Origin of the sequence: Salmonella sp. 32010601201800023SM, from assembly GCF_017572235.1 — a bacterium.
Taxonomy (GTDB): Bacteria; Pseudomonadota; Gammaproteobacteria; order Enterobacterales; family Enterobacteriaceae; genus Salmonella; species Salmonella enterica.
In genome coordinates this window covers 948,809-973,983 of sequence record NZ_JAGEQS010000001.1, presented here as the reverse complement: position 1 = coordinate 973,983, position 25,175 = coordinate 948,809, and the positions used below count along the sequence as shown (strand labels likewise).

The following is a 25,175-nucleotide window of genomic DNA, read 5'->3' as shown; positions in this document are numbered from 1 at the left end:
GCCTTGACCAGTGCTTGCGCTGGCCCGTAGAGGCGAGGCCGCAGGCCGAGTAACGCGGCAAGTGAACGACAAATTCATCGGGAACGAATTTGAACAACCGTAGGTCATCTCCGGCCAGGGACATGGACATCCCTGATTCATCCCGATAAGTTCGACTTCCGTCAGTGATTCGGGTGAGAAAGCATAGCCAACACACCTGCAACTTGAAGTATGACGGGTATATCTTTAAGCAAAAAAAAGAGCGACCTGAGTCGCTCTTACCAATGACTGTGTCATCTCAACTTATTTGGAGATGTGAGCAATCAGGTCCAGTACTTTGTTGGAGTAACCGGTTTCGTTATCGTACCAGGAGACCAGTTTCACGAAGTTGTCGTTCAGCGCGATGCCTGCTTTAGCATCGAACACGGAAGTGCATACTTCGCCGTTGAAATCGGTAGATACAACGTCGTCTTCGGTGTAACCCAGAACGCCTTTCATTTCGCCTTCGGCAGCAGCTTTAACAGCAGCTTTGATCTGCTCGTAGGTAGCCGCTTTTTCCAGACGAACGGTCAGGTCAACAACGGATACGTTCGGAGTCGGAACGCGGAACGCCATACCAGTCAGTTTGCCATTCAGTTCCGGCAGTACTTTACCTACCGCTTTAGCAGCGCCAGTAGAGGACGGGATGATGTTCTGAGATGCGCCGCGGCCGCCGCGCCAGTCTTTGTGAGACGGGCCGTCAACGGTTTTCTGGGTTGCGGTAGTCGCGTGAACAGTAGTCATCAGACCTTCGATGATGCCGAAGTTGTCGTTGATAACTTTAGCCAGCGGCGCCAGGCAGTTGGTGGTGCAGGAAGCGTTGGAAACGATGTCCTGGCCTTCGTATTTGTCAAAGTTAGCGCCTTTAACAAACATTGGGGTGTTGTCTTTAGACGGACCCGTCAGAACCACTTTTTTCGCGCCAGCGGTGATGTGTTTACGCGCGGTTTCGTCAGTCAGGAAGATACCGGTAGCTTCAGCCACTACGTCAACACCAACTTCGTCCCATTTCAGGTTAGCCGGATCGCGTTCAGCGGTAACACGGATTTTTTTACCGTTAACGATCAGATGACCGTCTTTCACTTCAACAGTACCGTCGAAACGGCCGTGAGTGGAGTCATATTTCAGCATGTATGCCATGTACTCTGCGTCTAACAGGTCGTTGATTGCAACGATCTCGATGTCAGAACGTTTCTGAGCAGCACGGAAAACAATGCGACCGATACGGCCAAAACCGTTGATACCTACTTTGATAGTCATATATTCCACCAGCTATTTGTTAGTGAATAAAAGGTTGCCTGTAAAATTACAAAAACCTTACGCAGCGTCAAGCGGAATCGTGTCAATCATTGCGACAAATCAATCCTCTGCACAACCTTTGCGCGGCTGATTCGCCTCACTCTTCCTTTCGGCTTGAAACCACATGGGGGCGCCGCCCCGAATTTTAAAGGGCAACCGAGATAATAATGTGACATCAGTCACGATTCGTGAGCCGCCATTTCGCAATGATCAAGTTTAGAACAAAAGTTGGTACTGAGGTGTTAATGTTTTGTTAGAATCGGTCAGGCAATGTGAGCACGTTTAAAGTGAGATGTGAGCAAATGGCTAACCAACCTTCAGCAGAAGAACTCAAGAAAAAATTGTCCGAAATGCAATTCTACGTGACGCAGGATCGTGGCACAGAACCGCCATTTACCGGACGCCTGCTACATAATAAACGCGATGGGGTTTATCACTGCCTGGTCTGTGATACGCCGCTTTTTCACTCCCACACCAAATACGATTCAGGCTGCGGCTGGCCTAGCTTTTACCAGCCTGTCAGCGAAGAGGCGATTCGTTACATAGACGATTTTTCTCATGGAATGCAGCGTGTCGAAATTCGTTGCGGTAACTGCGATGCGCATCTCGGACACGTTTTCCCGGACGGGCCGCAGCCAACCGGTGAGCGCTATTGCGTTAACTCGGCCTCGCTGGCCTTTTCTGACGAGAAAAACGGCGATCAACTGAAAGGCTGAAAAAACGATTCAGCAAATTATTCCACAGGAGCGGACACATCATGAATCTTGATGAGATCATTAACAGCATGACGCCGGAAGTGTATCAACGTTTATCCACCGCCGTTGAGCTGGGTAAGTGGCCGGATGGCGTGGCGTTGACGCCGGAACAGAAAGAAAACAGCCTGCAACTGGTGATGCTATGGCAGGCGCGGCACAATACCGAAGCGCAACATATGACGATCGATACTCACGGTCAGATGGTGATGAAAAGCAAGCAGCAGCTCAAAGCGGATTTCGGTATTACGTCAAAGCCGATTGCGACATTGAAAATGCAGTAACGGGGAGCCGGATAAGAGGTAGTCGCCATCCGGTGGTTTAATTGCCAATGCGTTGTGCTTACCGGGCCTGCTCATTGCTGCCAGACACAGGCCCGCCATATTTTTACGAATAACGCTTAATGTCCAGCGAGTCCGCCAACTGTGTCGCTAACTGATTATTGTCATCGGTGCCTTATTCCCAGAACATTGCGACAGCCAGCCCGCGCTTTTTAATCTGTTTTGTTAGAAGCGCTCTCCAGCCTGCGTTGAGCTTTGCCTGGTAGCGGCGCTGACGTGACGTATCCGGCCCAAAGATCTATGCAATGGTCTCACCGTTGCGTGATGTATTGACCGGATACGATACCTGCTCCGCTACCTGGCGACAGCCTGGCCCTGCGTCTCTTCCCAGTCTGCCAGCGTATACAGCGTCGCGCCTGCCGCCGCCATCTCCATAAACGCGTGTGCGCTATCCTGCGGGTGAATATTCACGCCGCGACAGCCATCGGTGATAACGTTAACGGCATAGCCCAACTCTAGCGCATCCAGCACCGTAAATTTTACGCAGTAATCGGTCGCCAACCCCATCACGATAAGCTCGGTAACGTCATGCTCGCGAAGCCAGGTATCAAGGGTAGTTTTCTGCCGATGTTCGTTGTCAAAAAACGCGCTGTAGCTATCAATCAGCGGGTTTTCACCCTTATAGATACAGGCGTCAATCGCATGTTGGTTAAGCAGGGGATGTAACGCCGCGCCGTCGGTATGTTGAACGCAGTGATCCGGCCAGAGCGTTTGCGGCAGCCCGTCCAGCTTTCCCTGACTATAGGGTTCCGCCTGATGCTGGCTGGCGAAGCTGCCATGCTGCGCGGGATGCCAGTCCTGGCTGGCCAGCACCGGAATCTGCCGGGGCTGGCACCAGTCAATAAGAGCGTTGGCGATGTCGATGGTACTGTCGCCTTCCGCTACAGCCAGCGCGCCGCCGGCGCAAAAGTCATTTTGCAAGTCGACCAGTAATAAGGCCCGGTTTGTCATTATCTTCTCCTTGTCGTCGGGATTTTTTAATCATCCGGCGTCAATTCACCACGCAAGTTTTGCGCCATCGCGCTACGAATCGCCTGAGTGTCCAGACCCTGGCTTAACAAATAATGCAGTTTGGTTAAGGTAGCTTCGACGGTCATATCGGCACCGCCAATCACGCCAGCGTGCGCCAGCGCATTACCGGTAGCGTACCCGCCCATATTGACTCTCCCTGACATGCATTGCGTCAGGTTAACCACCACGATGCCGCGCGAACTGGCCTCTTTCAGCTCCTGTAAAAACGCTTTATTTTGCGGCGCGTTGCCTACGCCATAAGAGCGCAGAATCAGCGCTTTTACCGGCTGACGCAGAAAGTTACGTACTACCTCGGCGGAAATCCCCGGATAAATCGTCACTACGCCTATCGGCTGCGGCGTAATAGGGTGAACGATTAATTCACCAGAACCGTAGGGCGCGGGAGGCGTATTTAAACGGCGAATGTGAATTCCTGCTTCCAGCAAGGGCGGCAGATTAGGAGAGGCAAAAGCGTCAAAACCATCCGCATGGGCTTTGGTCGTGCGATTGCCGCGGAACAGACGATTATTAAAAAACAGCGTTACTTCATTAATAGGGTAGTTGGCGGCGACATAAAGCGCATTCAGCAAATTAATTTGCCCGTCGGAGCGCAGCTCAGCCAGCGGAATTTGTGACCCTGTCACAATAACCGGTTTACCCAGATTTTCCAGCATGAAAGAGAGCGCCGATGCGGTAAACGCCATCGTGTCGGTGCCGTGCAGAATAACAAAACCGTCATACTCATCGTAGTGCGCTTTGATATCTGCAGCGATATGCTGCCAGTCTTCCGGCGTCATATCTGATGAATCCATCAGCGGGGCATATTCATGGATGGTAAAATCCGGCATCTCCGGGCGGTGGAATTCCGGCATCAGCGCCAGCTGGCGCTGAAGGTGCCCGGACACCGGGATATACCCTTTATCTGAGCGCTGCATACCGATAGTACCGCCGGTATAGGCAACGTAAATTGATTTCTTTTGCATGATAATGTTCAGTCGTGTCGCGAAGGACGTATTAATGATTATCGGATGGCGGCTATGAGCAGACGCCGCCATCCGGTATGGCTATTGATGAAGCATTAGCGAACGTTCGCGCAAGTCAAACAGAACGCATAACGGTTTTGGGGATCGTTAAATGCCGCCAGTTTATCCCCCTCGGCCTTCACCGTGTTGGCGGCGGAAACGAGCGGCGCCGGGAGCATAGCCTGAATGGCCTCCGGCAGCATGGCGCGTACTGATCCGGTCATACTGTCCATGACCATATCAAGGACCGTCGGTTCGTCCTGATAGTAATCAAGATGCCACTGTTTCAGTTTCGCCAGCTCCGCCGCTTTGGCGACGGCGTCGTCAAAGTCGCCGAGACTGTCCACCAGACCATTGGCTTTCGCGTCTTCTCCGGTCCAGACATGGCCTTGTGCGATTTTATCAATTTGCTCCGGCGTACGCTTACGCGCGTCTGCCACCAGCGTGATAAAGCGTTTGTAGCCGTACTCAATACTGAGTTGCATCATCTGCTGCACTTCCGGTGACAGTGCTTTGGTCATCGAAATATCCGCCAGCGGCGAGGTGGAAACGCCGTCGCTGTGTACGCCAATCGACGACAGGCTGTTTTCTACCGTATTGATGACGCCGAAGATGCCAATTGAACCCGTCAGCGTGCTGGGGCTGGCCACGATATAGTTTGCCGGCGTAGAGATCCAGTAACCGCCGGAGGCCGCCATGCCGCCCATTGAGACCACCACCGGTTTGCCAGCCGCTCTTGCTGCCGCCAGTTCGGCGCGGATAACTTCGGAGGCGTTGACGCTCCCGCCTGGGCTATTGACGCGCAGCACAATCGCTTTCACTTTAGGATCAAGGCGTGCGTCGCGGATCTGCGATGCCGTAGTGTCGCCGCCGACATTCCCTGGCGTTTCTTCGCCATCCATAATCGCGCCATTGGCGAAAATAACCGCAATAGTACCGCCGGTATCCGCAGGCGTTTTCAGCGAATAATCGTAATAGCTGATCGCGCGATAGTTATTTTCGGTTTTGCTCCAGCCAAACTGCTTCGTCAGCGCTTTTTCAACATCTGCGCTGGAGGCGAGGGCGTCCACCAGTTTATGGTCGAGCGCATATTTGGCGGTGTCGCCGCCCACGCTGGTTAACCCGTCGATAATAGCCTGCGCGCCGGGGAACAGTTGTTGCGGCGAAATCTGGCGATTGGCAGAAACGGTATGCAGGTAGTTCTGCCACAGTTCGCCTATCCAGCGGCTGTCGGCCTCGCGGGCGGCGGGCGACATATCGTCGCGGATAAACGGCTCGACGGCGGATTTATAGGTGCCGACCCGGAAAACGTGGGTAGAGACTTTCAGTTTATCCAGCAGCGTTTTGTAGTACAGGCCATTCGTAGCGAAGCCGTGAAGATCTACCTGACCCTGTGGGGAAAGCCAAATTTTATTGGCGAAACTGGCGAGGTAATACTGACCCTGGCTGTAGTTTTCACCCACGGCGAAAACCGGTTTGCCGCTATCGCGGAATTCGCGCAGCGCTTTACCGATATAGCGCATTGACGGCTGATCGGCACCGGTGAAGTTTTTCAGATCCAGAACGATACCCGTGATGTTACGGTCATCTTTCGCCTGACGAATAGCGTTGACGATGTCAAACAGGGAGTTTTCCTGCAGACGGTCGGAGCTGGCGCCAAATAACTGGCGACCCAGCGCGCCCAGACGGTGATTGGTGGAGGGTTTATCCACAATGACGCCGGAAATATCCAGCAGCAGAGCGCCGCGCGCGGTTTGCTCACTGTTGCTGCCGTTACCGATCTGCATCCAGATCCCAACGCCCACCAGGACCAGAAAAATAAAGAACAGGTTGAGTACCATTTCACGGACGAAGTTCAACACTCGCCACGTCCATTTAAAAAATCCGGCAATAAATCGCCACAGGGTTCGCATGTATTCTCCCTATCTGAGTAACAACGCTTGTACCTTGGTGAGGATAAAGCATTAAGATGTGGCTATCGTAATGACCCATCAGGCAGTTGTCAGCAGGAATCACTGCCTGCGCTGTAACAAAATCCGCTCCCGTGTTAATTTTGTGAATAAATATCATTGCTGGAGTTAATCAAATGGATGCACTAGAACTGCTGGTCAACCGTCGTAGCGCCTCTCGTCTCGCAGAACCGGCGCCTGTCGGAGAGCAATTACAGAACATTCTGCGGGCGGGAATGCGTGTTCCCGATCATAAATCTCTACAGCCGTGGCGTTTTTTTGTGATTGAAGGAGAGGGGCGCGACCGCTTCAGCGCCGTGCTTGAACAAGGCGCTGTCGCTGCCGGGGGCGATGAGAAAGCGATCGAAAAAGCGCGTAATGCGCCGTTTCGCGCGCCGCTGATCATTACCGTGGTGGCGAAATGCGAAGAAAACCATAAGGTTCCGATGTGGGAACAGGAGATGTCTGCCGGATGCGCGGTGATGGCGATGCAAATGGCGGCGATTGCGCAAGGGTTTAATGGTATCTGGCGTAGCGGCGCATTAACGGAGAGCGCTATTGTGCGGGAAGCCTTTGAGTGCCGCCCGCAGGATAAAATTGTTGGTTTTCTCTATCTCGGCACGCCGCAGCTCAAAGCGTCAACGACGATCAGTACCCCCGACCCCACGCCGTTTGTGCGTTATTTCTGACGCTGAGGGATAAAACTGTCTGGATTCTGAGCAAAGGCGCGGTAATTCAGACAGTGATACTTACCACATCAGGGAATGAGCGCTACCATAGCGCGAATGCAATGACAGGAGATGTCCATGAGCGAGCAAGCCATTCGTTTAACGCAATACAGCCACGGCGCTGGTTGCGGTTGTAAAATTTCCCCTAAAGTGCTGGAGACTATCCTGCATAGCGAGCAGGCGAAGTTCGTCGACCCGAATCTGCTGGTGGGTAATGAAACCCGCGATGATGCGGCGGTTTACGATCTGGGTAATGGCACCAGTATTATCAGCACCACCGACTTCTTTATGCCGATAGTCGATAACCCGTTTGATTTTGGCCGCATTGCGGCAACAAACGCCATCAGCGATATTTTTGCGATGGGCGGCAAACCGATCATGGCGATCGCGATCCTTGGCTGGCCGATTAATACCCTGTCGCCCGATATTGCGCGTGAAGTGACCGAGGGGGGGCGCTTTGCCTGCCGTCAGGCCGGTATCGCGCTGGCGGGCGGACACTCTATTGACGCCCCGGAGCCGATCTTTGGTCTCGCGGTCACAGGCGTAGTGCCGACCGAACGGGTGAAGAAAAACAGTACCGCGCAGGCGGGATGCAAACTCTTTCTGACCAAACCGTTGGGGATTGGCGTGTTGACCACCGCCGAGAAAAAATCGCTGCTTAAACCTGAACATCAGGGGCTGGCGACGGAAGTCATGTGTCGGATGAACGTTGCTGGCGCGGCGTTTGCCAATATCGACGGCGTAAAAGCTATGACTGACGTTACCGGTTTTGGCCTGCTGGGGCACCTGAGCGAGATGTGCCAGGGCGCAGGCGTGCAGGCGCTGCTTTGCTATCAGGACATCCCTAAACTGCCGGGCGTGGAAGAGTATATTGCTCTGGGCGCCGTACCGGGCGGCACAGAGCGCAACTTCGCCAGCTATGGTCATCTGATGGGCGACATGTCGCGTGAAGTTCGTAGCCTGCTGTGCGATCCGCAAACGTCAGGCGGTCTGTTGTTGGCGGTAACGCCGGACGCCGAAGACGATGTTAAAGCCACCGCGGCGGAATTTGGTATCGATCTGACCGCGATTGGCGAACTGGTCGAGGCCCGCGGCGGTCGCGCTATGGTTGAGATTCGTTAACCTGATGCGGTTGTTTATTGCCGAAAAACCGAGTCTGGGGCGCGCCATTGCGGATGTGCTGCCAAAACCGCACCGTAAAGGCGATGGTTTTATTGAGTGCGGAAACGGGCAGGTCGTCACCTGGTGTATTGGTCATTTGCTGGAACAGGCGCAGCCGGATGCGTATGACAGCCGTTATGCGCGCTGGAATCTGGCTGACCTGCCTATCGTGCCGGAAAAATGGCAGCTTCAGCCTCGTCCTTCCGTCACCAAACAGCTCAATGTGATTAAGCGCTTTTTGCATCAAGCCGGTGAAATTATTCACGCCGGCGACCCGGATCGCGAAGGACAGCTTCTGGTTGATGAAGTGCTGGATTATCTCCAGCTTCCTGCCGAAAAGCGCCAGCAGGTGCGGCGTTGTCTGATAAACGACCTTAACCCGCAGGCGGTCGAGCGTGCTATCGACAGGCTGCGGGCGAACAGCGACTTCGTGCCGCTGTGCGTCTCCGCGCTGGCGCGAGCGCGAGCGGACTGGCTGTATGGCATTAATATGACCCGCGCTTACACGATCCTGGGCCGTAATGCCGGCTATCAGGGCGTGTTATCCGTGGGACGCGTGCAGACGCCGGTACTGGGGCTGGTGGTGCGGCGAGACGAAGAGATTGAGAACTTCGTCGCCAAAGACTTCTTTGAAGTGAAGGCGCACATCGTTACGCCTGCCGACGAGCGTTTTACCGCTATCTGGCAGCCGAGCGAGGCGTGCGAACCTTATCAGGATGAAGAGGGGCGCTTGCTTCATCGTCCGCTGGCGGAGCATGTAGTGAACCGAATCAACGGTCAGCCCGCGCTGGTAACCAGTTATAATGATAAACGGGAATCAGAATCCGCGCCGCTGCCGTTTTCGCTCTCGACGCTACAGATTGAAGCCGCTAAACGCTTTGGCCTGAGCGCGCAAAACGTGCTTGATATTTGTCAGAAGCTATATGAAACCCACAAACTGATTACCTATCCGCGTTCCGACTGCCGTTATCTGCCGGAAGAACACTTTGCCGGACGGCAGGCGGTCATGAACGCGATTAGCGTCCACGCCCCGGATTTATTGCCGCAGTCTGTGGTTAATCCTGATACGCGCAATCGCTGCTGGGATGACAAAAAAGTGGATGCGCACCACGCGATTATCCCGACGGCGCGCAGTTCTTCTGTCCATCTGACGGAAAACGAAGCGAAAGTGTACACCCTGATTGCGCGTCAGTATCTGATGCAGTTCTGCCCGGACGCGGTGTTTCGTAAATGCGTTATTGAACTGGAAATCGCCAAAGGGAAATTTGTCGCCAAAGCGCGTTTTCTGGCGGAAGCCGGTTGGCGGACGTTACTGGGCAGTAAAGAGCGCGACGAGGAAAACGACGGTACGCCGCTGCCGGTTGTCGCCAAAGGTGATGAGTTGCTGTGTGAAAAGGGGGAAGTGGTCGAGCGCCAAACCCAGCCGCCGCGTCATTTCACCGATGCGACATTGCTTTCCGCGATGACCGGAATTGCCCGCTTCGTGCAGGATAAAGATCTGAAAAAGATCCTGCGCGCGACCGATGGGCTGGGGACGGAAGCCACGCGCGCCGGGATTATCGAGCTGCTGTTCAAACGTAGCTTTCTGACCAAAAAAGGGCGCTACATTCATTCTACCGATGCTGGCAAAGCGTTAATACATTCGCTGCCGGAAATGGCGGCCCGTCCAGATATGACCGCGCACTGGGAATCTGTTTTGACGCAAATCAGCGAAAAGCAGTGCCGTTACCAGGATTTTATGCAACCGCTGGTCGGCACGTTATATCAGCTGATCGATCAGGCTAAGCGCACGCCGGTGAAGCGTTTCAGAGGGATAGTCGCGCCAGGCGGTGGAGAAAAGAAAAAGAGTGCGCCGCGTAAGCGAGCGGGCAAAAAAAGCCCGCCTGCTGAGGAGACAGGCCGTCAGACCGAATAAGCGCAAAGCTATCTGGCCTGACGACGGGATTAAATGACGCCCTGCGCCAGCATGGCGTCGGCGACTTTCACGAAACCGGCGATGTTGGCGCCCTGAACGTAGTTGGTATGCTTATTATCGCCGCCGTACTCGACACAGGCGTGGTGGATATCCAGCATAATGTGATGCAGACGGGCGTCCACTTTCTCGGCTTTCCAGCTCAACCGCGCGGCGTTCTGCGCCATTTCCAGCCCTGATGTCGCCACGCCGCCCGCGTTGGCGGCTTTACCCGGCGCAAACAGTACGCCCGCTTCAAGGAAGAGATCGGTCGCTTCAATCGTGGTTGGCATATTTGCCCCTTCCGCCACGGCTTTCACGCCATTGGCAATCAGTACGCGCGCGGCGTCAACGTCCAGTTCGTTCTGCGTCGCGCATGGCAGGGCGATATCCACCGGTACGCTCCAGGGCTGCTGGCCTTCCAGATAGGTTAAGCCAAACTCACGGGCGTAGTCAGCGACGCGACCGTCACGGCTGGCTTTAATTTCACACAGACGCGCCAGCTTCTCTGGCGTGAAGCCACTTTCATCGACCACCGTCCCGCTCGAATCCGACGCGGTAACCACGCGCGCGCCAAAGGCCATCGCTTTCTCAATGGCGTATTGCGCTACGTTGCCGGAGCCGGACACGGCGACGCGCATCCCTTCAAAACCGAGACCATGACGTTTAAGCATCGCTTCGGTGAAGTAGACCAGGCCATAGCCCGTCGCCTCCGGACGAATCAGGCTGCCGCCGAAGGAAAGCCCTTTGCCGGTGAAGACGCAGGCGCTGTTATTGGAAAGCTTGCGCATCATTCCCGCCATAAAGCCCACTTCGCGCCCGCCCACGCCGATATCCCCGGCAGGCACGTCGGTATCCGGCCCTAAATGGCGATACAGTTCAGTCATCAGCGCCTGGCAGAAACGCATCACTTCGCCTTCGCTTTTCCCTTTCGGATCGAAATCGCTGCCGCCTTTACCGCCGCCCATCGGCAACGTGGTGAGGGCATTTTTAAAGGTTTGCTCAAAGCCGAGGAACTTAAGGATGGAAAGGTTTACCGAAGGATGGAAGCGCATACCGCCTTTATAGGGGCCGATAGCAGAGTTGAACTGCACGCGCCAGGCGCGATTTACCTGCACCTGGTTTTTGTCGTCCAGCCACACTACGCGAAACTGAATTACGCGCTCTGGTTCAACCAAACGTTCCAGTAAAGACATGTGGCGGTAACGGGGGTTTTGTTCAAGAAACGGCCACAGGGTGGTCATGACTTCACGGACGGCTTGCGCGAACTCGGTTTGATGCGGGTCGCGCTTTTGAACATGGTTGAGGAACGATTCCAGAGAACATGTCTGATCCATAGATATAAAAACCTCTTATATATTAATGTGGTTGTATTTGCGTTTTATCAGAATATGTATTTGCAGTTTTCGACTATACCATCAGCAATGTGACGGTAAGCAAGAAAAAAATGACGCTGCTAAGTAAATTCATAACGGGGCGAGGGTCATAACTAAAAGCGATGACAAAAGAGGATTAAAGTTTTCACGGCGGCTTACCGTTATACTGAGAATATACTTAGAAAAATAAGGAAATCCTATGCGCCGAAGCCTCGTGGTCGCCGTGATGGTGATAATGCCAATGGTCGGGCTGGCAAACCAGAACAGTCGTCCTGATATTCAGGTGAATGTCCCGCCGGAAGTTTTCAGCACGCGCGGTCAGTCATCCCAGCCATGCATTCAGTGCTGCGTTTACCAGGATCAGAATTACTCCGAAGGCGCGGTAATAAAAGTGGAAGGCGTCTTGCTCCAGTGCCAGCGTGACGAAAAAACCATCAGCACGAATCCGTTAGTCTGGCGTCGCGTAAAGCCATAAACGCCTGCAATAGCGGAATATCCGCCGGGGCGAGGGGGTATTCCAGCGCCTCTTCCGGCGTACACCAGGCTAAGGCCTGATGTTCCAACGCACGTATCAGACCGTTAAACGCAGGCACATGCCAGGCGTGCAAATGAATCCGTCGGCCAGACACGTCGCGTTGATGGCTGGCGATATAGACGCCGGGCGTGGCGTCAATCCCTAACTCTTCGCGTAGCTCGCGGATAAGCGCCTGCGGCTGGGTTTCGCTGGGTTCGACTTTACCGCCGGCAAACTCCCAAAAACCAGCTTGATCCGCATGAGCTGGGCGCTGGGCCAGCAGTATTTTGCCGTCGCGTTCAATGATGGCGGCAACAACATCGAGTTTTTTTATCATTGTCGTTAAGGTCGTTATTCCTGCCGGGAAGCGTCGCGCTATCCCGGCCTTACGGTTAATCAGAAAGCGGAATCAAACACGAAACGTCGCCCAGACCGGCGCATGGTCGGAGGGTTTTTCCATACTGCGAATGTCGTAGTCTATACCGGTTTCTGCGCAACGTTCCGCCAGCGGAGCGCTTGCCAGCAAGAGGTCAATGCGCAGTCCGCGATTATCCACGAAACCTTTTGAGCGGTAATCAAACCACGAAAATTTATCCATCGTTTGCGGATTCGCCTGACGGAACGTGTCCACTAATCCCCACTTCAGTAACCGTGACATCCATTCACGCTCCTCCGGCAGGAAGGAGCATTTACCGGTACGCAGCCAGCGTTTGCGGTTCTCTTCGCCGATGCCAATATCCAGATCGGTCGGGCTGATATTCATGTCGCCCATAATTAATACCGGATTATCGCACTTGAGTTCCGTTTCAAGATAGTTTTGCAAGTTCTGATAAAACTGCGCTTTCGCGGGGAACTTCAACGGATGATCCCGGCTTTCCCCCTGCGGGAAATAGCCGTTAATGACGGTGATATTACCCAGCGGCGAGGGGATTTCCGCCATGATAATGCGGCGTTGCGCCTCTTCGCCATCATCCGGGAAACCGCGTCTGACGGAAATGGGCGTGGCTTTTGTTAGCAGCGCGACGCCGTAATGGCCCTTTTGTCCATGATAGAAAACGTTATAGCCCAGCTTCGCGACCTCTTCGAGCGGGAACATTTCGTCGTGGACTTTTGTCTCCTGTAGACCGATCACATCGGGCTGGTGTTTTTCGACAATCGCTTCAAGCTGATGGGGACGGGCGCGCAGGCCGTTGATATTAAAAGAGACAAATTTCATAGTCACTGCCACTTTGCAAGGTGAATCGTGTTGGGATGGTAACAGAAATTTTACCGGGTGACTGCCACTCATCGTCAGATTCGGCCAATGGAAGCGTATGGTGTTTTCTATAGCGCGAAAATGGCACGGTTTGCGTGCAGATGCGCCAGAACGGGGCGGTAATTTCCAGTAAATTTCGTATAAGATCACAATTCCAGAATTATATTTGGCAACTGAATAATATTTCGCTTTTTCCTCTTTTTAGCCACCGATTATGCGGAAATATTCACTTTTCATGCAGTAAAAGTGAATATCGCTACGCTGTAACCCATTGATTTACCGTTTATCACTTCTGTTTATGCAATGTTAACGCTGGCTGGCACGAATGCTGCAATCTACATTTACAGCGCAAACACTCATATTAATTAACATATAAATAACTTTATTTTTACCAAAAGAGGTCGCTATGTCTCTGTCAGTTACGCGCGAAAACTTTGATGAATGGATGGTGCCGGTATACGTTCCCGCGCCTTTTATTCCTGTACGCGGAGAAGGCTCACGCCTGTGGGATCAGCAGGGGAAAGAGTATATTGATTTTGCTGGTGGGATCGCGGTCAACGCCTTGGGACATGCGCATCCGGCGCTGCGCGAGGCGTTAAATGAACAGGCGAATCGCTTCTGGCATATCGGGAACGGTTACACCAATGAACCGGCGCTGCGACTGGCGAAAAAACTGATCGACGCGACCTTCGCCGAACGCGTTTTCTTTTGTAATTCAGGCGCTGAAGCAAATGAAGCTGCATTAAAACTGGCGCGCAAATATGCCCACGATCGTGTCGGCAACCATAAAAGCGGCATTGTGGCCTTTAAAAACGCGTTCCATGGCCGCACGCTCTTTACCGTCAGCGCTGGCGGTCAACCCACCTATTCACAGGACTTTGCGCCGCTGCCGCCGGATATTCGTCATGCAGCCTATAACGATCTGAACTCCGCCAGCGCGCTCATTGATGACAATACCTGCGCCGTGATCGTAGAACCGGTGCAGGGCGAGGGCGGCGTGATCCCCGCCACGAAAGCTTTTTTGCAGGGGCTGCGTGAATTGTGCGACCGGCATCAGGCGTTACTGATTTTTGATGAGGTGCAGACGGGCGTCGGACGTACCGGCGAACTGTATGCATATATGCATTATGGCGTTACGCCCGATATCCTGACGACCGCTAAAGCGTTGGGCGGCGGCTTCCCGATCGGCGCGATGCTGACCACGCAAGACTATGCCAGCGTCATGACGCCAGGCACGCATGGCACCACCTACGGCGGTAATCCGCTGGCGACGGCAGTTGCCGGAAAAGTACTGGATATCATCAATACGCCGGAGATGCAAAACGGCGTCAGACAGCGCCACGATGCGTTTATTGAACGTCTAAATACCCTTAATGTGCGTTTTGGCATGTTCAGTGAAATTCGCGGGCTGGGGCTACTGCTTGGCTGTGTGCTACAGACGGAGTTTGCCGGAAAAGCCAAACTCATCGCCCAGGAAGCGGCAAAAGCAGGCGTGATGGTGCTCATTGCCGGTGGCGACGTGGTGCGTTTTGCGCCAGCGTTAAATGTGAGCGACGAGGAGATAGCCACCGGGCTTGATCGTTTTGCCCTGGCGTGCGAACGCCTTCAGACGGGAGGCGCACCATGCGGGTGATTCGTCCTGTCGAACATGCGGATATCGCCGCGCTGATGCAGCTTGCAGGCAAAACGGGCGGCGGCTTAACCTCGCTACCGGCAAATGAAGCGACGCTGGCGGCCCGCATTGAACGCGCGCTAAAAACCTGGTCCGGCGAGCTGCCAAAAGGCGAACAAGGGTATGTATTCGTTCTCGAGGACAGTGAAACGGGTGAGGTCGGCGGGATCTGCGCCATTGAGGTCGCGGTCGGCCTTAATGACCCCTGGTATAACTATCGTGTCGGTACGCTGGTTCATGCCTCCAAAGAGCTGAATGTATATAACGCGTTGCCAACATTATTCCTGAGTAATGATCACACTGGCAGCAGTGAGCTTTGCACGCTGTTTCTCGATCCCGAATGGCGTAAAGAGGGTAACGGCTACCTGTTGTCAAAATCGCGCTTTATGTTTATGGCCGCGTTTCGCGATAAATTCAATGAGAAAGTGGTGGCGGAAATGCGCGGCGTCATTGACGAGCACGGTTATTCTCCCTTCTGGCAAAGTCTCGGCAAACGCTTTTTTTCTATGGATTTCAGCCGGGCGGATTTTTTATGCGGTACCGGGCAAAAAGCGTTTATCGCCGAGCTGATGCCCAAACATCCTATTTATACCCACTTCTTATCTGAAGAGGCACAGGCCGTGATTGGCGAAGTCCACCCGCAAACGGCGCCAGCCCGCGCGGTGCTGGAAAAGGAAGGCTTTCGCTATCGCCACTATATCGACATCTTCGACGGTGGGCCGACGCTGGAGTGTGATATTGACCGGGTGCGGGCTATTCGTAAAAGCCGACTGGTTGAAGTCGCGGAAGGGCAACCCGCGCCTGGCGACTATCCGGCATGTCTGGTCGCCAATGAAAACTATCACCACTTTCGGGCCGCGCTGGTGCGTGCCGATCCGCAGACTTCACGACTTGTACTTACCGCAGCGCAGTTGGATGCACTGAAATGTCGCGCGGGCGACCACGTTCGGCTGGTACGCCTTTGTGCTGAGGAGAAAACCGTATGACGCTATGGATAAACGGCGACTGGATAACCGGTCAGGGCGAACGCCGCCGCAAAACGAACCCGGTGAGCGCGGAGATACTTTGGCAGGGGAATGACGCTAATGCGGCACAGGTCGCCGAGGCCTGTCAGGCGGCGCGCGCGGCGTTTCCTCGCTGGGCCAGACAGCCTTTTGCCGCACGACAGGCTATCGTAGAGAAATTTGCCGCCCTGCTGGAGGCACATAAAGCCGAGCTCACGGAGGTCATCGCACGTGAAACCGGTAAACCGCGCTGGGAGGCGGCGACGGAAGTGACGGCGATGATCAATAAGATTGCCATCTCGATTAAGGCTTACCACGCCAGAACAGGCGCACAAAAAAGCGAACTTGTCGATGGCGCCGCGACGTTGCGCCATCGTCCTCACGGTGTGCTGGCGGTATTCGGCCCTTATAACTTTCCCGGCCATTTACCGAATGGCCATATTGTGCCCGCGTTGCTGGCAGGCAATACGCTGATCTTCAAACCTAGCGAGCTAACGCCATGGACCGGGGAAACGGTAATAAAACTCTGGGAGCGGGCGGGGCTACCGGCAGGCGTTCTTAATCTGGTGCAGGGCGGCCGGGAGACCGGACAAGCGCTGAGTTCGCTCGACGATCTCGACGGATTGCTCTTTACCGGCAGCGCCAGTACCGGATATCAGCTTCATCGCCAGCTATCCGGCCAGCCGGAAAAAATCCTGGCTCTTGAAATGGGCGGAAACAACCCGCTCATTATTGAGGATGTGGCAAATATAGATGCGGCGGTACATCTGACGCTGCAATCGGCGTTTATTACCGCCGGACAGCGCTGTACCTGCGCGCGACGCCTTCTGGTAAAACAGGGTGCGCAGGGAGATGCATTTCTGGCGCGGCTGGTTGACGTTGCCGGACGTCTGCAGCCCGGCAGATGGGACGACGATCCGCAGCCGTTTATCGGCGGACTGATTTCAGCGCAGGCGGCACAGCATGTGATGGAGGCCTGGCGTCAACGAGAGGCATTAGGCGGGCGCACGTTACTGGCGCCGCGGAAGGTCAAAGAGGGAACCTCTCTGCTGACGCCTGGCATCATTGAGCTGACGGGCGTCGCGGATGTGCCGGATGAAGAGGTGTTTGGTCCGCTGCTGAACGTCTGGCGTTATGCGCATTTCGATGAGGCGATTCGTCTGGCGAATAATACCCGTTTTGGTCTGTCGTGTGGGCTGGTGTCGACGGATCGCGCGCAGTTCGAACAGCTCTTGCTGGAGGCGCGGGCAGGGATCGTTAACTGGAATAAACCGCTCACCGGGGCAGCGAGTACTGCGCCGTTTGGTGGTGTCGGCGCGTCTGGCAACCATCGGCCCAGCGCCTGGTATGCCGCCGATTATTGCGCCTGGCCGATGGCCAGTCTGGAATCTCCCGAACTGACGTTGCCTGCGACATTAAGCCCCGGCCTCGACTTTTCTCGCAGGGAGGCGGTATGACGGCGCATGAAGTTAATTTTGACGGTCTGGTGGGGCTTACGCACCATTATGCCGGGCTATCCTTCGGCAATGAGGCATCGACCCGCCACCGTTTTCAGGTGTCGAATCCTCGTCTGGCGGTAAAACAGGGGCTGCTAAAGATGAAAGCTCTGGCGGATGCCGGCTTTCCCCAAGCGGTGATCCCGCCGCATGAGCGACCTTTTATTCCGGCGTTGCGTCAGCTCGGCTTCACGGGTAGCGATGAGCAGATTCTGGATAAGGTTGCGCGTCAGGCGCCACGCTGGCTTTCCAGCGTGAGTTCCGCGTCGCCAATGTGGGTTGCGAATGCGGCGACGGTTTGCCCATCGGCAGACGCGCTGGACGGGAAAGTTCACCTGACGGTGGCGAATTTAAACAATAAATTTCATCGCGCTCTTGAGGCGCCTGTTACCGAAGCGCTGCTACGCGCCATATTTCGCGATGAAAGTCAGTTTTCAGTGCATAGCGCGTTACCGCAGGTCGCATTATTGGGAGATGAAGGCGCGGCGAATCATAACCGTCTTGGCGGCGAGTATGGTTCGGCAGGCGTGCAGCTTTTTGTCTATGGGCGCGAAGAGGAGAATGAAATACGACCCGCTCGTTATCCGGCGCGCCAGAGCCGCGAAGCCAGCGAGGCCGTGGCGCGTCTTAATCAGGTGAATCCGCAACAGGTTATCTTCGCTCAGCAGAACCCGGAGGTCATCGATCAAGGCGTATTCCATAATGATGTCATCGCCGTTTCGAATCGACAGGTATTGTTTTGTCACGAAGCGGCGTTTGCCCGGCAGAAAGTGCTCATTAATCAGTTGCGTACGCGCGTTGACGGTTTTATGGCGATAGAGGTGCCCGCCGGAGAGGTTTCTGTATCAGATGCTGTGGCGACCTACCTGTTTAATAGTCAGTTGTTAAGCCGTGACGACGGCTCAATGCTGTTAGTGTTGCCGCGGGAATGTCAGGATCATGTCGGCGTCTGGCGCTATCTGAATAAGCTGGTGGCGGAGGATAACCCCATCAGCGCGATGCAGGTGTTTGATTTGCGAGAAAGTATGGCTAACGGCGGCGGGCCGGCCTGTCTGCGATTACGCGTGGTGTTAACAGAAGAAGAACGACGGGCGGTGAATCCAGCGGTAATGATGAATGACGCTCTGTTTACGGCCCTTAACGCGTGGGCGGATCGTTATTATCGCGATCGCCTGACCGCTGCCGATCTGGCCGATCCGTTATTATTGCGAGAAGGCCGGGAGGCGCTGGATGTGTTAACGCGTCTGCTGGATTTGGGGTCGGTTTATCCTTTCCAGCAAACGGGGGCGGCTGATGGATAACTTTCTGGCGTTGACGCTAAGCGGCACGACACCACGGGTGAGGCAGGGGAAGGGCGCGGGTTTTCGCTGGCGCTGGTTAGGCCATGGTCTGCTTGAACTCACGCCCGATGCGCCGGTCGACCGCGCGTTAATTCTTTCTGCGGGGATACACGGCAATGAAACCGCGCCGGTCGAGATGCTGGATAAGCTGCTGTCGGCGCTGTATTCAGGCAGCTTGACGTTAACGTGGCGAGTGCTGGTGGTACTCGGCAATCCGCAGGCGCTGGCGGCGGGAATACGCTATTGTCACAGCGATATGAACCGTATGTTTGGCGGGCGTTGGCAGTCCTTTGCCGAAAGCGATGAAACGCGGCGGGCGCGTGAGCTGGAGCTAAGTCTGGATACCTTCTTTTCATCTGGCCAGGCGCGGGTACGCTGGCATCTGGATCTGCATACCGCCATTCGTGGCTCGCATCATTTGCGTTTTGGCGTATTGCCGCAGCGCGACCGCCCGTGGGAGGCGGATTTTCTGGCGTGGCTGGGCGCGGCAGGACTGGAGGCGTTGGTATTTCATCAGGCGCCAGGCGGTACGTTTACGCACTTTAGCTCTGAACATTTCGGCGCGCTTTCCTGTACGCTGGAGTTGGGAAAGGCGTTGCCGTTTGGGCAAAACGATCTGACGCAGTTCAGCGTAACCTCGCAGGCGTTGTCGGCGCTGCTGAGCGGTATCGAAACGTCAACCTCGTCTTCGCCGCCGCTACGCTATCGGGTGGTGTCGCAAATCACGCGTCACAGCGACAAGTTCGCGCTTTATATGGATGCGCAAACGCTGAATTTTACTGCCTTTGCGAAGGGAACGTTGCTGGCCGAGGAGGGGGATAAGCGTGTGACGGTGACGCATGACGTTGAATATGTTCTCTTTCCTAATCCCTCTGTCGCCTGCGGATTGCGGGCTGGATTAATGCTGGAAAGACTGCCCTGATAAACGTCCCTGTAAGCTCACGTTAGGATTACAGGGATGATTTGGGACACATTTTCATGCTATTACGGATTATTCCTGGAGAATTGCTTTATTAATAAGCGTTGCTGCGTTATAGTTCTGCATAATTTCTGCTATATCATGCTGTTGTATATTTCTCTTTCAACTCTGCGCAATTTATTCTTTTTTTCTTCACAATTGGCGAAAAAGTGTTTTTTATACTTTCATTGTTTTACCGTTGTTATGACTAATTGACGCTAAGACGGTTAAAGTTAATCACGACAACACGGCGCTGTTTTAAATATGCCGTAAAAATAACTGAAAGGAAGGATGGAAATATGCGTAAACTGACTGCTCTATTTGTTGCCTCTACCCTGGCGATGGGTGCTGCGAATCTCGCTCATGCCGCTGAGACTACCACCGCCGCGCCAGCGGATGCGAAGCCAATGATGCAGCATAAAGGTAAATTTGGCCCACATCACGATATGATGTTTAAAAACCTGAACCTGACGGACGCACAGAAGCAACAAATTCGCGACATTATGAAAGCGCAGCGCGAGCAAATGAAACGTCCGCCGCTGGAAGAGCGTCGCGCCATGCATGATATTATTGCCAGCGATACCTTCGATAAAGCCAAAGCCGAAGCGCAAATTACGAAAATGGAAGCGCAGCGCAAGGCCAATATGCTGGCGCATATGGAAACCCAGAATAAAATTTATAACGTTCTGACGCCGGAGCAGAAAAAGCAATATAACGCTAATTTTGAGAAGCGTCTGACAGAACGCCCGGCGCAAGAAGGTAAAATGCCTGCTGCGGCAGAATAACTTTCCGCATAATTTAAGACCGCCGGTCTTGTCGACAACACAATCGTTGAGGTGGACAGGATCGGCGGTTTTCTTTATGACTGGCGACAGTCGGTGTGCAGTTCAATGATCTCATATTGACCTGACATTAACGGTTTACAGAGAATCTTATAGCCGTCCTGATCAAAACCCGCAGGTGTGCGCACCAGGGTGGCGGCCTCATCCAGCGAGGGTACCGCCCCCAGCCATAACCAATTGTTGATAATGTGGAACTGGGTCATTTGTGGGCGGCTCTCTTTTAACGCGATAGCGCCTTTCCAGGGCCAGCAAACCACACGTAACCGTTCCAGCGAGGCCTGCAGACGAAGAAAATGCGCCTGCGGGGTTTCTTGCCCACAACACGCGCCAGCGCAGCGCTTCAGAGCGAAACGAAAACAGGCGCGCCCACGGCTTACCGGTTCAAGCCCCAGCAGGCCATAACACAATTTTTGTTCATCGGCGAGGTTCTGTAAGCTTTGCAGCGCCGCCCGACGGTTGGCGAAGAGCCCAAACAGGTTTGGCTCATGGGAAAAATCGACGCTGCGGGCGGAAACGACCTCAATCTTTTGTTCGCTCAACTGTAGCGAGCAAAGCTGGCGATTACGACGTAACCGCTTGTTAAACAGCGGCTGTTGTTCTTTGATCAGCCGTGCCTCCAGCAGCAACGCGCCCATTTCCCCAGCGGTGCAGATCCAGCTTATCCGCCGCGCCTGTCGCAGCATAGCGGCCTCGTCAGGCGTTCGCAGATGTGAAAGCACCCGGCTGCGAATATTCACGCTTTTACCGATATAAAGCGGCAGCGTATCGCTTTCGCTATGAAATACATAGACGCCCGGTAAGGCTGGCAATTCGCTGAGGAAAGGACGTAAATGTTCTGGATATTCGTAAATGGCCGCCGCTTCAAACTCAAGGCGGGGGGCTGATTGACGCCGTACCACAGTGATCTCCGTTAACTGGTTATTCATCCAGTATAACAGCGGATGGGTGATTAAAAAAGAGGCTGGGAAGAGAGGAGGCCGGATAGACGAGCGATATCCGGCACAACAGTAGAAGTACGCTTACCTTTTCCAAAAGTCGTCGAATACCGTAATCGGTAAACGGCGCTTATGTTCAGTTTTTACATACCAGCCTTCGATAGTTTTAGCGATGGCGGGGTCCAGCGTTTTGCCTTCCAGGTAATCGTCAATATTGTCATACGTTACGCCCAGCGCGGCTTCATCAGGCAGTGAAGGGCGGTCGTCTTCCAAATCGGCAGTGGGGACTTTTTTATACAGATGCTCAGGACAGCCCAGCGCTGCGAGAAGCTGTTTGCCCTGGCGTTTGTTAAGGCGATGAAGCGGGTTAATATCGGTACCGCCATCGCCATATTTGGTGAAGAACCCGGTTATCGCTTCCGCCGCATGGTCGGTGCCCACCACGACGCCGTGAGTCATACCGGCGATGCTATATTGCGCTTTCATTCGCTCACGCGCTTTTTCATTGCCGCGAACAAAATCGCTCAGCTCAATTCCCGCTTCGCGCAGCGCCTGTTCGCTGGCGAGGACGGCGCCTTTAATATTGACGGTGAGTACTCTGTCCGGCTGAATAAAAGCAATGGCGTCCTGGCAATCCTGTTCATCGGCCTGCACGCCATAAGGCAGACGAACGGCGATAAACTGCAGCGCATTGTCACCGGTCTCTTCCCGCAATTCGGCGATAGCCATCTGGCTGAGTTTCCCGGCCAGCGTCGAATCCTGCCCGCCGCTGATGCCTAACACCAGCGATTTCAAAAAGGGATAGGTTTTCAGGTACGCTTTAAGAAAATCCACGCTGCGGCGAATTTCTTCTTCAGGGTTGATATGCGGTTTCGCGCCAAGCGCCTGGATTATCTCTTGCTGCAGAGTCATTTAACCCCCTTCGACATTAAAAAATGAATCTTTACCCTGTTAAAGCTAACCCTTCGCCGCTGAAACAACAAGGTTTGGCGGGCTAAGCGGTGTTTAAAACAACATGTCGCTGCGTTAGAGAATTTTCCGAAAGACTTTTTGTGGCGGGTCGCGGCTTGAAAAATATTCTGATGTATTCCAGGCTTACATAACACGCTGATAAACAAGAGGACGGAAAATGAACAAGAACGTAGCAGGAATTTTAAGCGCAGCGGCGGTAATGACTATGTTGGCAGGCTGTACGGCGTATGATCGTACAAAAGACCAATTTGTTGAGCCTGTCGTTAAAGATGTTAAAAAAGGAATGAGCAGGGCGCAAGTTGCGCAGATTGCGGGCAAACCGTCATCTGAAGTGAGTATGATTCATGCGCGCGGTACCTGTCAGACCTACATCCTGGGTCAACGTGATGGTAAAGCGGAAACCTACTTTATTGCGCTGGATGATACCGGGCACGTGATTAACTCCGGCTACCAGACCTGTGCGGAGTACGACACTGACCCACAGGCGCCGAAGCAGTAACAACTGTACATTGCCTGAACATTCAAGGAAACCGGCCTGCGAGCCGGTTTTTTTGAGCCTGCCATAACCTTATTTATTATCGCGAATTATTTGCCCGAAATGTGAGGGGGGTCATAACGCCAGGTCAATGAGAGACAATTTAGTGGGTCAAGGAAATACCATCCGGCGGTCCGATCCCGTATACTCATTTCAGCCACCTAAAAAAGTAAATCCGGTTACGCAAGTCGCCCAGAGTATGGATGCAGGTTGAGGCTTGCGGCGTATCTGGTTGACAGATAATCGCACATGAGGAAGGTTTTTATGGAAAAGAAACACATTTATCTGTTTTGTTCTGCGGGCATGTCAACATCGTTACTGGTATCAAAAATGCGCGCTCAGGCTGAAAAATATGAAGTGCCGGTGATTATTGAAGCATTCCCTGAAACCCTGGCCGGTGAAAAAGGCCCGGCAGCGGACGTCGTGTTATTAGGCCCGCAAATTGCTTATATGCTCCCCGAAATTCAGCGTTTATTACCCGGTAAACCGGTAGAAGTCATTGATTCAATGTTGTACGGCAAGGTAGATGGCTTAGGCGTGCTTAAAGCTGCGGTAGCGGCAATTAAAAAAGCCGCCGCGAATTAATTATTTTTTAATTTTTCCCGTCAAAGAGTTATTTCATACACTAACCGCAATATTTTATTGCGGTATTTAAGGGTATTTTTCTATGAGTAACGTTATTGCTTCACTTGAAAAGGTACTCCTTCCTTTTGCTGTAAAAATAGGAAAGCAGCCACACGTTAATGCAATCAAGAACGGCTTTATTCGTTTAATGCCATTAACCCTTGCGGGGGCGATGTTTGTATTAATTAATAACGTTTTCCTGAGCTTTGGGGAGGGGTCGTTTTTTTATTCCATGGGCATTCGGCTTGATGCCTCAACCATTGAAACACTTAATGGATTGAAAGGCATCGGCGGGAACGTCTATAACGGCACATTGGGCATTATGTCGCTCATGGCGCCATTTTTTATCGGCATGGCGCTGGCGGAAGAGCGCAAGGTTGATGCGCTGGCCGCAGGATTGCTTTCCGTGGCGGCATTTATGACCGTAACGCCGTATAGTGTCGGCGAGGCCTATGCCGTAGGCGCTAACTGGCTGGGCGGCGCGAATATTATCTCCGGTATTATTATTGGCCTGGTGGTCGCGGAGATGTTTACATTTGTTGTCCGGCGTAACTGGGTGATTAAGCTACCGGACAGCGTACCGGCTTCGGTGTCTCGTTCATTCTCAGCATTAATTCCCGGCTTTATTATTCTCTCTATTATGGGGATTATTGCCTGGGCGCTGTCTAATTACGGTTCTAACTTTCATCAGATTATTATGGACACTATCTCTACGCCGCTGGCATCGCTGGGTAGCGTGGTAGGGTGGGCATATGTCATTTTTGTACCGCTGCTGTGGTTCTTTGGTATTCATGGTTCGCTGGCGCTGACCGCGCTGGACAGCGGCATCATGACGCCCTGGGCGCTGGAAAACATCTCTATTTACCAGCAGTATGGCTCCGTCGATGCGGCACTGGAAGCCGGTAAAACGTTCCATATCTGGGCGAAACCGATGCTGGATTCTTATATCTTCCTCGGTGGTAGCGGCGCAACGCTGGGTCTGATCATCGCTATCTTTCTGGCATCCCGTCGCGCGGACTATCGCCAGGTGGCAAAACTGGCGCTGCCGTCAGGTATCTTCCAGATTAACGAACCCATCCTGTTTGGCCTGCCGATTATTATGAACCCGGTGATGTTTATCCCCTTCATTCTGGTACAGCCGATTCTGGCGGCGATTACGCTGGTGGCTTACTATTTGGGTATTATTCCGCCGATTACCAATATTGCGCCGTGGACCATGCCAACCGGGCTGGGGGCGTTCTTTAACACCAACGGCAGCGTCGCCGCATTACTGGTTGCGCTATTTAACCTGGCGGTCGCTACCCTGATTTATCTCCCCTTCGTGGTGGTGGCTAACAAAGCGCAGAACGCCATTGAGCAGGAAGAAAGCGAAGAAGATATCGCTAACGCACTGAAATTCTAAACTCCGCGTCGGCATGGG

The 25,175-nt window shown here is 53.7% G+C and carries 24 protein-coding genes; 15 read left to right on the top strand and 9 right to left on the bottom strand.

Going from position 1 to position 25,175, the window contains the following annotated elements; genetic code table 11:
* Positions 1-282: 282 nt before the first annotated feature.
* Entirely contained in the window at positions 283-1,278 is a 996-nt protein-coding gene (gene gapA, locus J4617_RS04895) for a glyceraldehyde-3-phosphate dehydrogenase (RefSeq protein WP_000153505.1), read from the bottom strand.
* A 341-nt stretch (positions 1,279-1,619) separates the two neighbouring features.
* Here gapA and msrB point away from each other — a divergent pair, with 341 nt between their 5' ends.
* Positions 1,620-2,033, top strand: coding sequence for a peptide-methionine (R)-S-oxide reductase MsrB (gene msrB / locus J4617_RS04890; RefSeq protein WP_001519539.1), 414 nt, complete (start codon positions 1,620-1,622; stop codon positions 2,031-2,033).
* A gap of 41 nt (positions 2,034-2,074) precedes the next feature.
* The gene (locus J4617_RS04885; protein ID WP_001046864.1) at positions 2,075-2,353 is read left to right on the top strand and encodes a YeaC family protein; all 279 of its coding nucleotides are present in this window, start codon (positions 2,075-2,077) and stop codon (positions 2,351-2,353) included.
* 351 nt (positions 2,354-2,704) lie between these two features.
* Here J4617_RS04885 and pncA read toward each other — a convergent pair whose 3' ends face one another.
* The 3 genes from pncA to sppA form a co-directional block, all read right to left on the bottom strand.
* Positions 2,705-3,361 (bottom strand): bifunctional nicotinamidase/pyrazinamidase, encoded by a 657-nt coding sequence (gene pncA / locus J4617_RS04880; protein ID WP_000184707.1) that lies wholly within the window; start codon positions 3,359-3,361, stop codon positions 2,705-2,707.
* Positions 3,362-3,387: 26 nt separating this feature from the next.
* Positions 3,388-4,404 carry an asparaginase gene (gene ansA / locus J4617_RS04875; RefSeq protein ID WP_001170134.1) on the bottom strand — a complete coding sequence of 339 codons (1,017 nt, stop codon included), beginning with the start codon at positions 4,402-4,404 and terminating at the stop codon, positions 3,388-3,390.
* 95 nt (positions 4,405-4,499) lie between these two features.
* The gene (gene sppA, locus J4617_RS04870; RefSeq protein WP_001259874.1) at positions 4,500-6,356 is read right to left on the bottom strand and encodes a signal peptide peptidase SppA; all 1,857 of its coding nucleotides are present in this window, start codon (positions 6,354-6,356) and stop codon (positions 4,500-4,502) included.
* A 173-nt stretch (positions 6,357-6,529) separates the two neighbouring features.
* Here sppA and J4617_RS04865 point away from each other — a divergent pair, with 173 nt between their 5' ends.
* The 3 genes from J4617_RS04865 to topB all read left to right on the top strand — a co-directional run bounded on the left by J4617_RS04865 (position 6,530) and on the right by topB (position 10,196).
* Entirely contained in the window at positions 6,530-7,081 is a 552-nt protein-coding gene (locus J4617_RS04865; RefSeq protein ID WP_000339311.1) for an NAD(P)H nitroreductase, read from the top strand.
* Positions 7,082-7,198: 117 nt separating this feature from the next.
* The gene (selD, locus tag J4617_RS04860) at positions 7,199-8,242 is read left to right on the top strand and encodes a selenide, water dikinase SelD (RefSeq protein ID WP_001294900.1); all 1,044 of its coding nucleotides are present in this window, start codon (positions 7,199-7,201) and stop codon (positions 8,240-8,242) included.
* A gap of 4 nt (positions 8,243-8,246) precedes the next feature.
* Positions 8,247-10,196 carry a DNA topoisomerase III gene (gene topB / locus J4617_RS04855; protein ID WP_001235873.1) on the top strand — a complete coding sequence of 650 codons (1,950 nt, stop codon included), beginning with the start codon at positions 8,247-8,249 and terminating at the stop codon, positions 10,194-10,196.
* Positions 10,197-10,225: 29 nt separating this feature from the next.
* Here the strand turns inward: topB and gdhA are convergent, their stop codons facing one another.
* On the bottom strand, positions 10,226-11,569 hold the full coding sequence (gene gdhA / locus J4617_RS04850) for an NADP-specific glutamate dehydrogenase (protein WP_000372865.1): 1,344 nt from the start codon (positions 11,567-11,569) through the stop codon (positions 10,226-10,228).
* A 238-nt stretch (positions 11,570-11,807) separates the two neighbouring features.
* Here gdhA and J4617_RS04845 point away from each other — a divergent pair, with 238 nt between their 5' ends.
* Complete coding sequence (locus J4617_RS04845; RefSeq protein WP_017465441.1) at positions 11,808-12,083, top strand: YnjH family protein; 276 nt, start codon at positions 11,808-11,810, stop codon at positions 12,081-12,083.
* Here the strand turns inward: J4617_RS04845 and J4617_RS04840 are convergent.
* Complete coding sequence (locus tag J4617_RS04840; RefSeq protein WP_208290673.1) at positions 12,043-12,459, bottom strand: pyrimidine (deoxy)nucleoside triphosphate diphosphatase; 417 nt, start codon at positions 12,457-12,459, stop codon at positions 12,043-12,045. The genes J4617_RS04845 and J4617_RS04840 overlap by 41 nt on opposite strands.
* A 72-nt stretch (positions 12,460-12,531) precedes the next feature.
* Entirely contained in the window at positions 12,532-13,338 is an 807-nt protein-coding gene (xthA, locus tag J4617_RS04835) for an exodeoxyribonuclease III (protein ID WP_000673954.1), read from the bottom strand.
* Between the two features lie 445 nt (positions 13,339-13,783).
* On the opposite strand from xthA, the gene J4617_RS04830 reads away from it, so the two are divergent.
* The 6 genes from J4617_RS04830 to spy all read left to right on the top strand — a co-directional run bounded on the left by J4617_RS04830 (position 13,784) and on the right by spy (position 20,632).
* Positions 13,784-15,010 carry an aspartate aminotransferase family protein gene (locus tag J4617_RS04830; RefSeq protein WP_017465442.1) on the top strand — a complete coding sequence of 409 codons (1,227 nt, stop codon included), beginning with the start codon at positions 13,784-13,786 and terminating at the stop codon, positions 15,008-15,010.
* Complete coding sequence (gene astA, locus J4617_RS04825; protein WP_001263889.1) at positions 15,001-16,035, top strand: arginine N-succinyltransferase; 1,035 nt, start codon at positions 15,001-15,003, stop codon at positions 16,033-16,035. Before J4617_RS04830 ends, astA begins: the two co-directional genes overlap by 10 nt.
* A complete protein-coding gene (gene astD / locus J4617_RS04820) occupies positions 16,032-17,510 on the top strand; it encodes a succinylglutamate-semialdehyde dehydrogenase (protein WP_001748365.1) in 1,479 nt (492 codons plus the stop codon). Before astA ends, astD begins: the two co-directional genes overlap by 4 nt.
* Positions 17,507-18,850: an N-succinylarginine dihydrolase gene (astB, locus tag J4617_RS04815; protein WP_000123949.1), complete on the top strand. Its 1,344-nt coding sequence runs from the start codon at positions 17,507-17,509 to the stop codon at positions 18,848-18,850. The genes astD and astB overlap by 4 nt, the downstream gene beginning before the upstream one ends.
* Positions 18,843-19,811: a succinylglutamate desuccinylase gene (astE, locus tag J4617_RS04810; RefSeq protein WP_017440993.1), complete on the top strand. Its 969-nt coding sequence runs from the start codon at positions 18,843-18,845 to the stop codon at positions 19,809-19,811. The genes astB and astE overlap by 8 nt, the downstream gene beginning before the upstream one ends.
* Positions 19,812-20,146: 335 nt before the next feature.
* A complete protein-coding gene (gene spy, locus J4617_RS04805; protein WP_001229001.1) occupies positions 20,147-20,632 on the top strand; it encodes an ATP-independent periplasmic protein-refolding chaperone Spy in 486 nt (161 codons plus the stop codon).
* A 74-nt stretch (positions 20,633-20,706) separates the two neighbouring features.
* Here the strand turns inward: spy and cho are convergent, their stop codons facing one another.
* A complete protein-coding gene (gene cho, locus J4617_RS04800) occupies positions 20,707-21,588 on the bottom strand; it encodes an excinuclease Cho (RefSeq protein WP_001643892.1) in 882 nt (293 codons plus the stop codon).
* 120 nt (positions 21,589-21,708) lie between these two features.
* Positions 21,709-22,536 carry an ammonia-dependent NAD(+) synthetase gene (gene nadE / locus J4617_RS04795; protein WP_000174981.1) on the bottom strand — a complete coding sequence of 276 codons (828 nt, stop codon included), beginning with the start codon at positions 22,534-22,536 and terminating at the stop codon, positions 21,709-21,711.
* Between the two features lie 217 nt (positions 22,537-22,753).
* On the opposite strand from nadE, the gene osmE reads away from it, so the two are divergent.
* The 3 genes from osmE to chbC all read left to right on the top strand — a co-directional run bounded on the left by osmE (position 22,754) and on the right by chbC (position 25,157).
* Positions 22,754-23,095: an osmotically-inducible lipoprotein OsmE gene (osmE, locus tag J4617_RS04790; protein WP_208290672.1), complete on the top strand. Its 342-nt coding sequence runs from the start codon at positions 22,754-22,756 to the stop codon at positions 23,093-23,095.
* Positions 23,096-23,395: 300 nt separating this feature from the next.
* A complete protein-coding gene (gene chbB / locus J4617_RS04785) occupies positions 23,396-23,716 on the top strand; it encodes a PTS N,N'-diacetylchitobiose transporter subunit IIB (RefSeq protein ID WP_000412161.1) in 321 nt (106 codons plus the stop codon).
* A gap of 82 nt (positions 23,717-23,798) precedes the next feature.
* Positions 23,799-25,157 carry a PTS N,N'-diacetylchitobiose transporter subunit IIC gene (gene chbC, locus J4617_RS04780; protein WP_000073067.1) on the top strand — a complete coding sequence of 453 codons (1,359 nt, stop codon included), beginning with the start codon at positions 23,799-23,801 and terminating at the stop codon, positions 25,155-25,157.
* Positions 25,158-25,175: the final 18 nt, after the last annotated feature.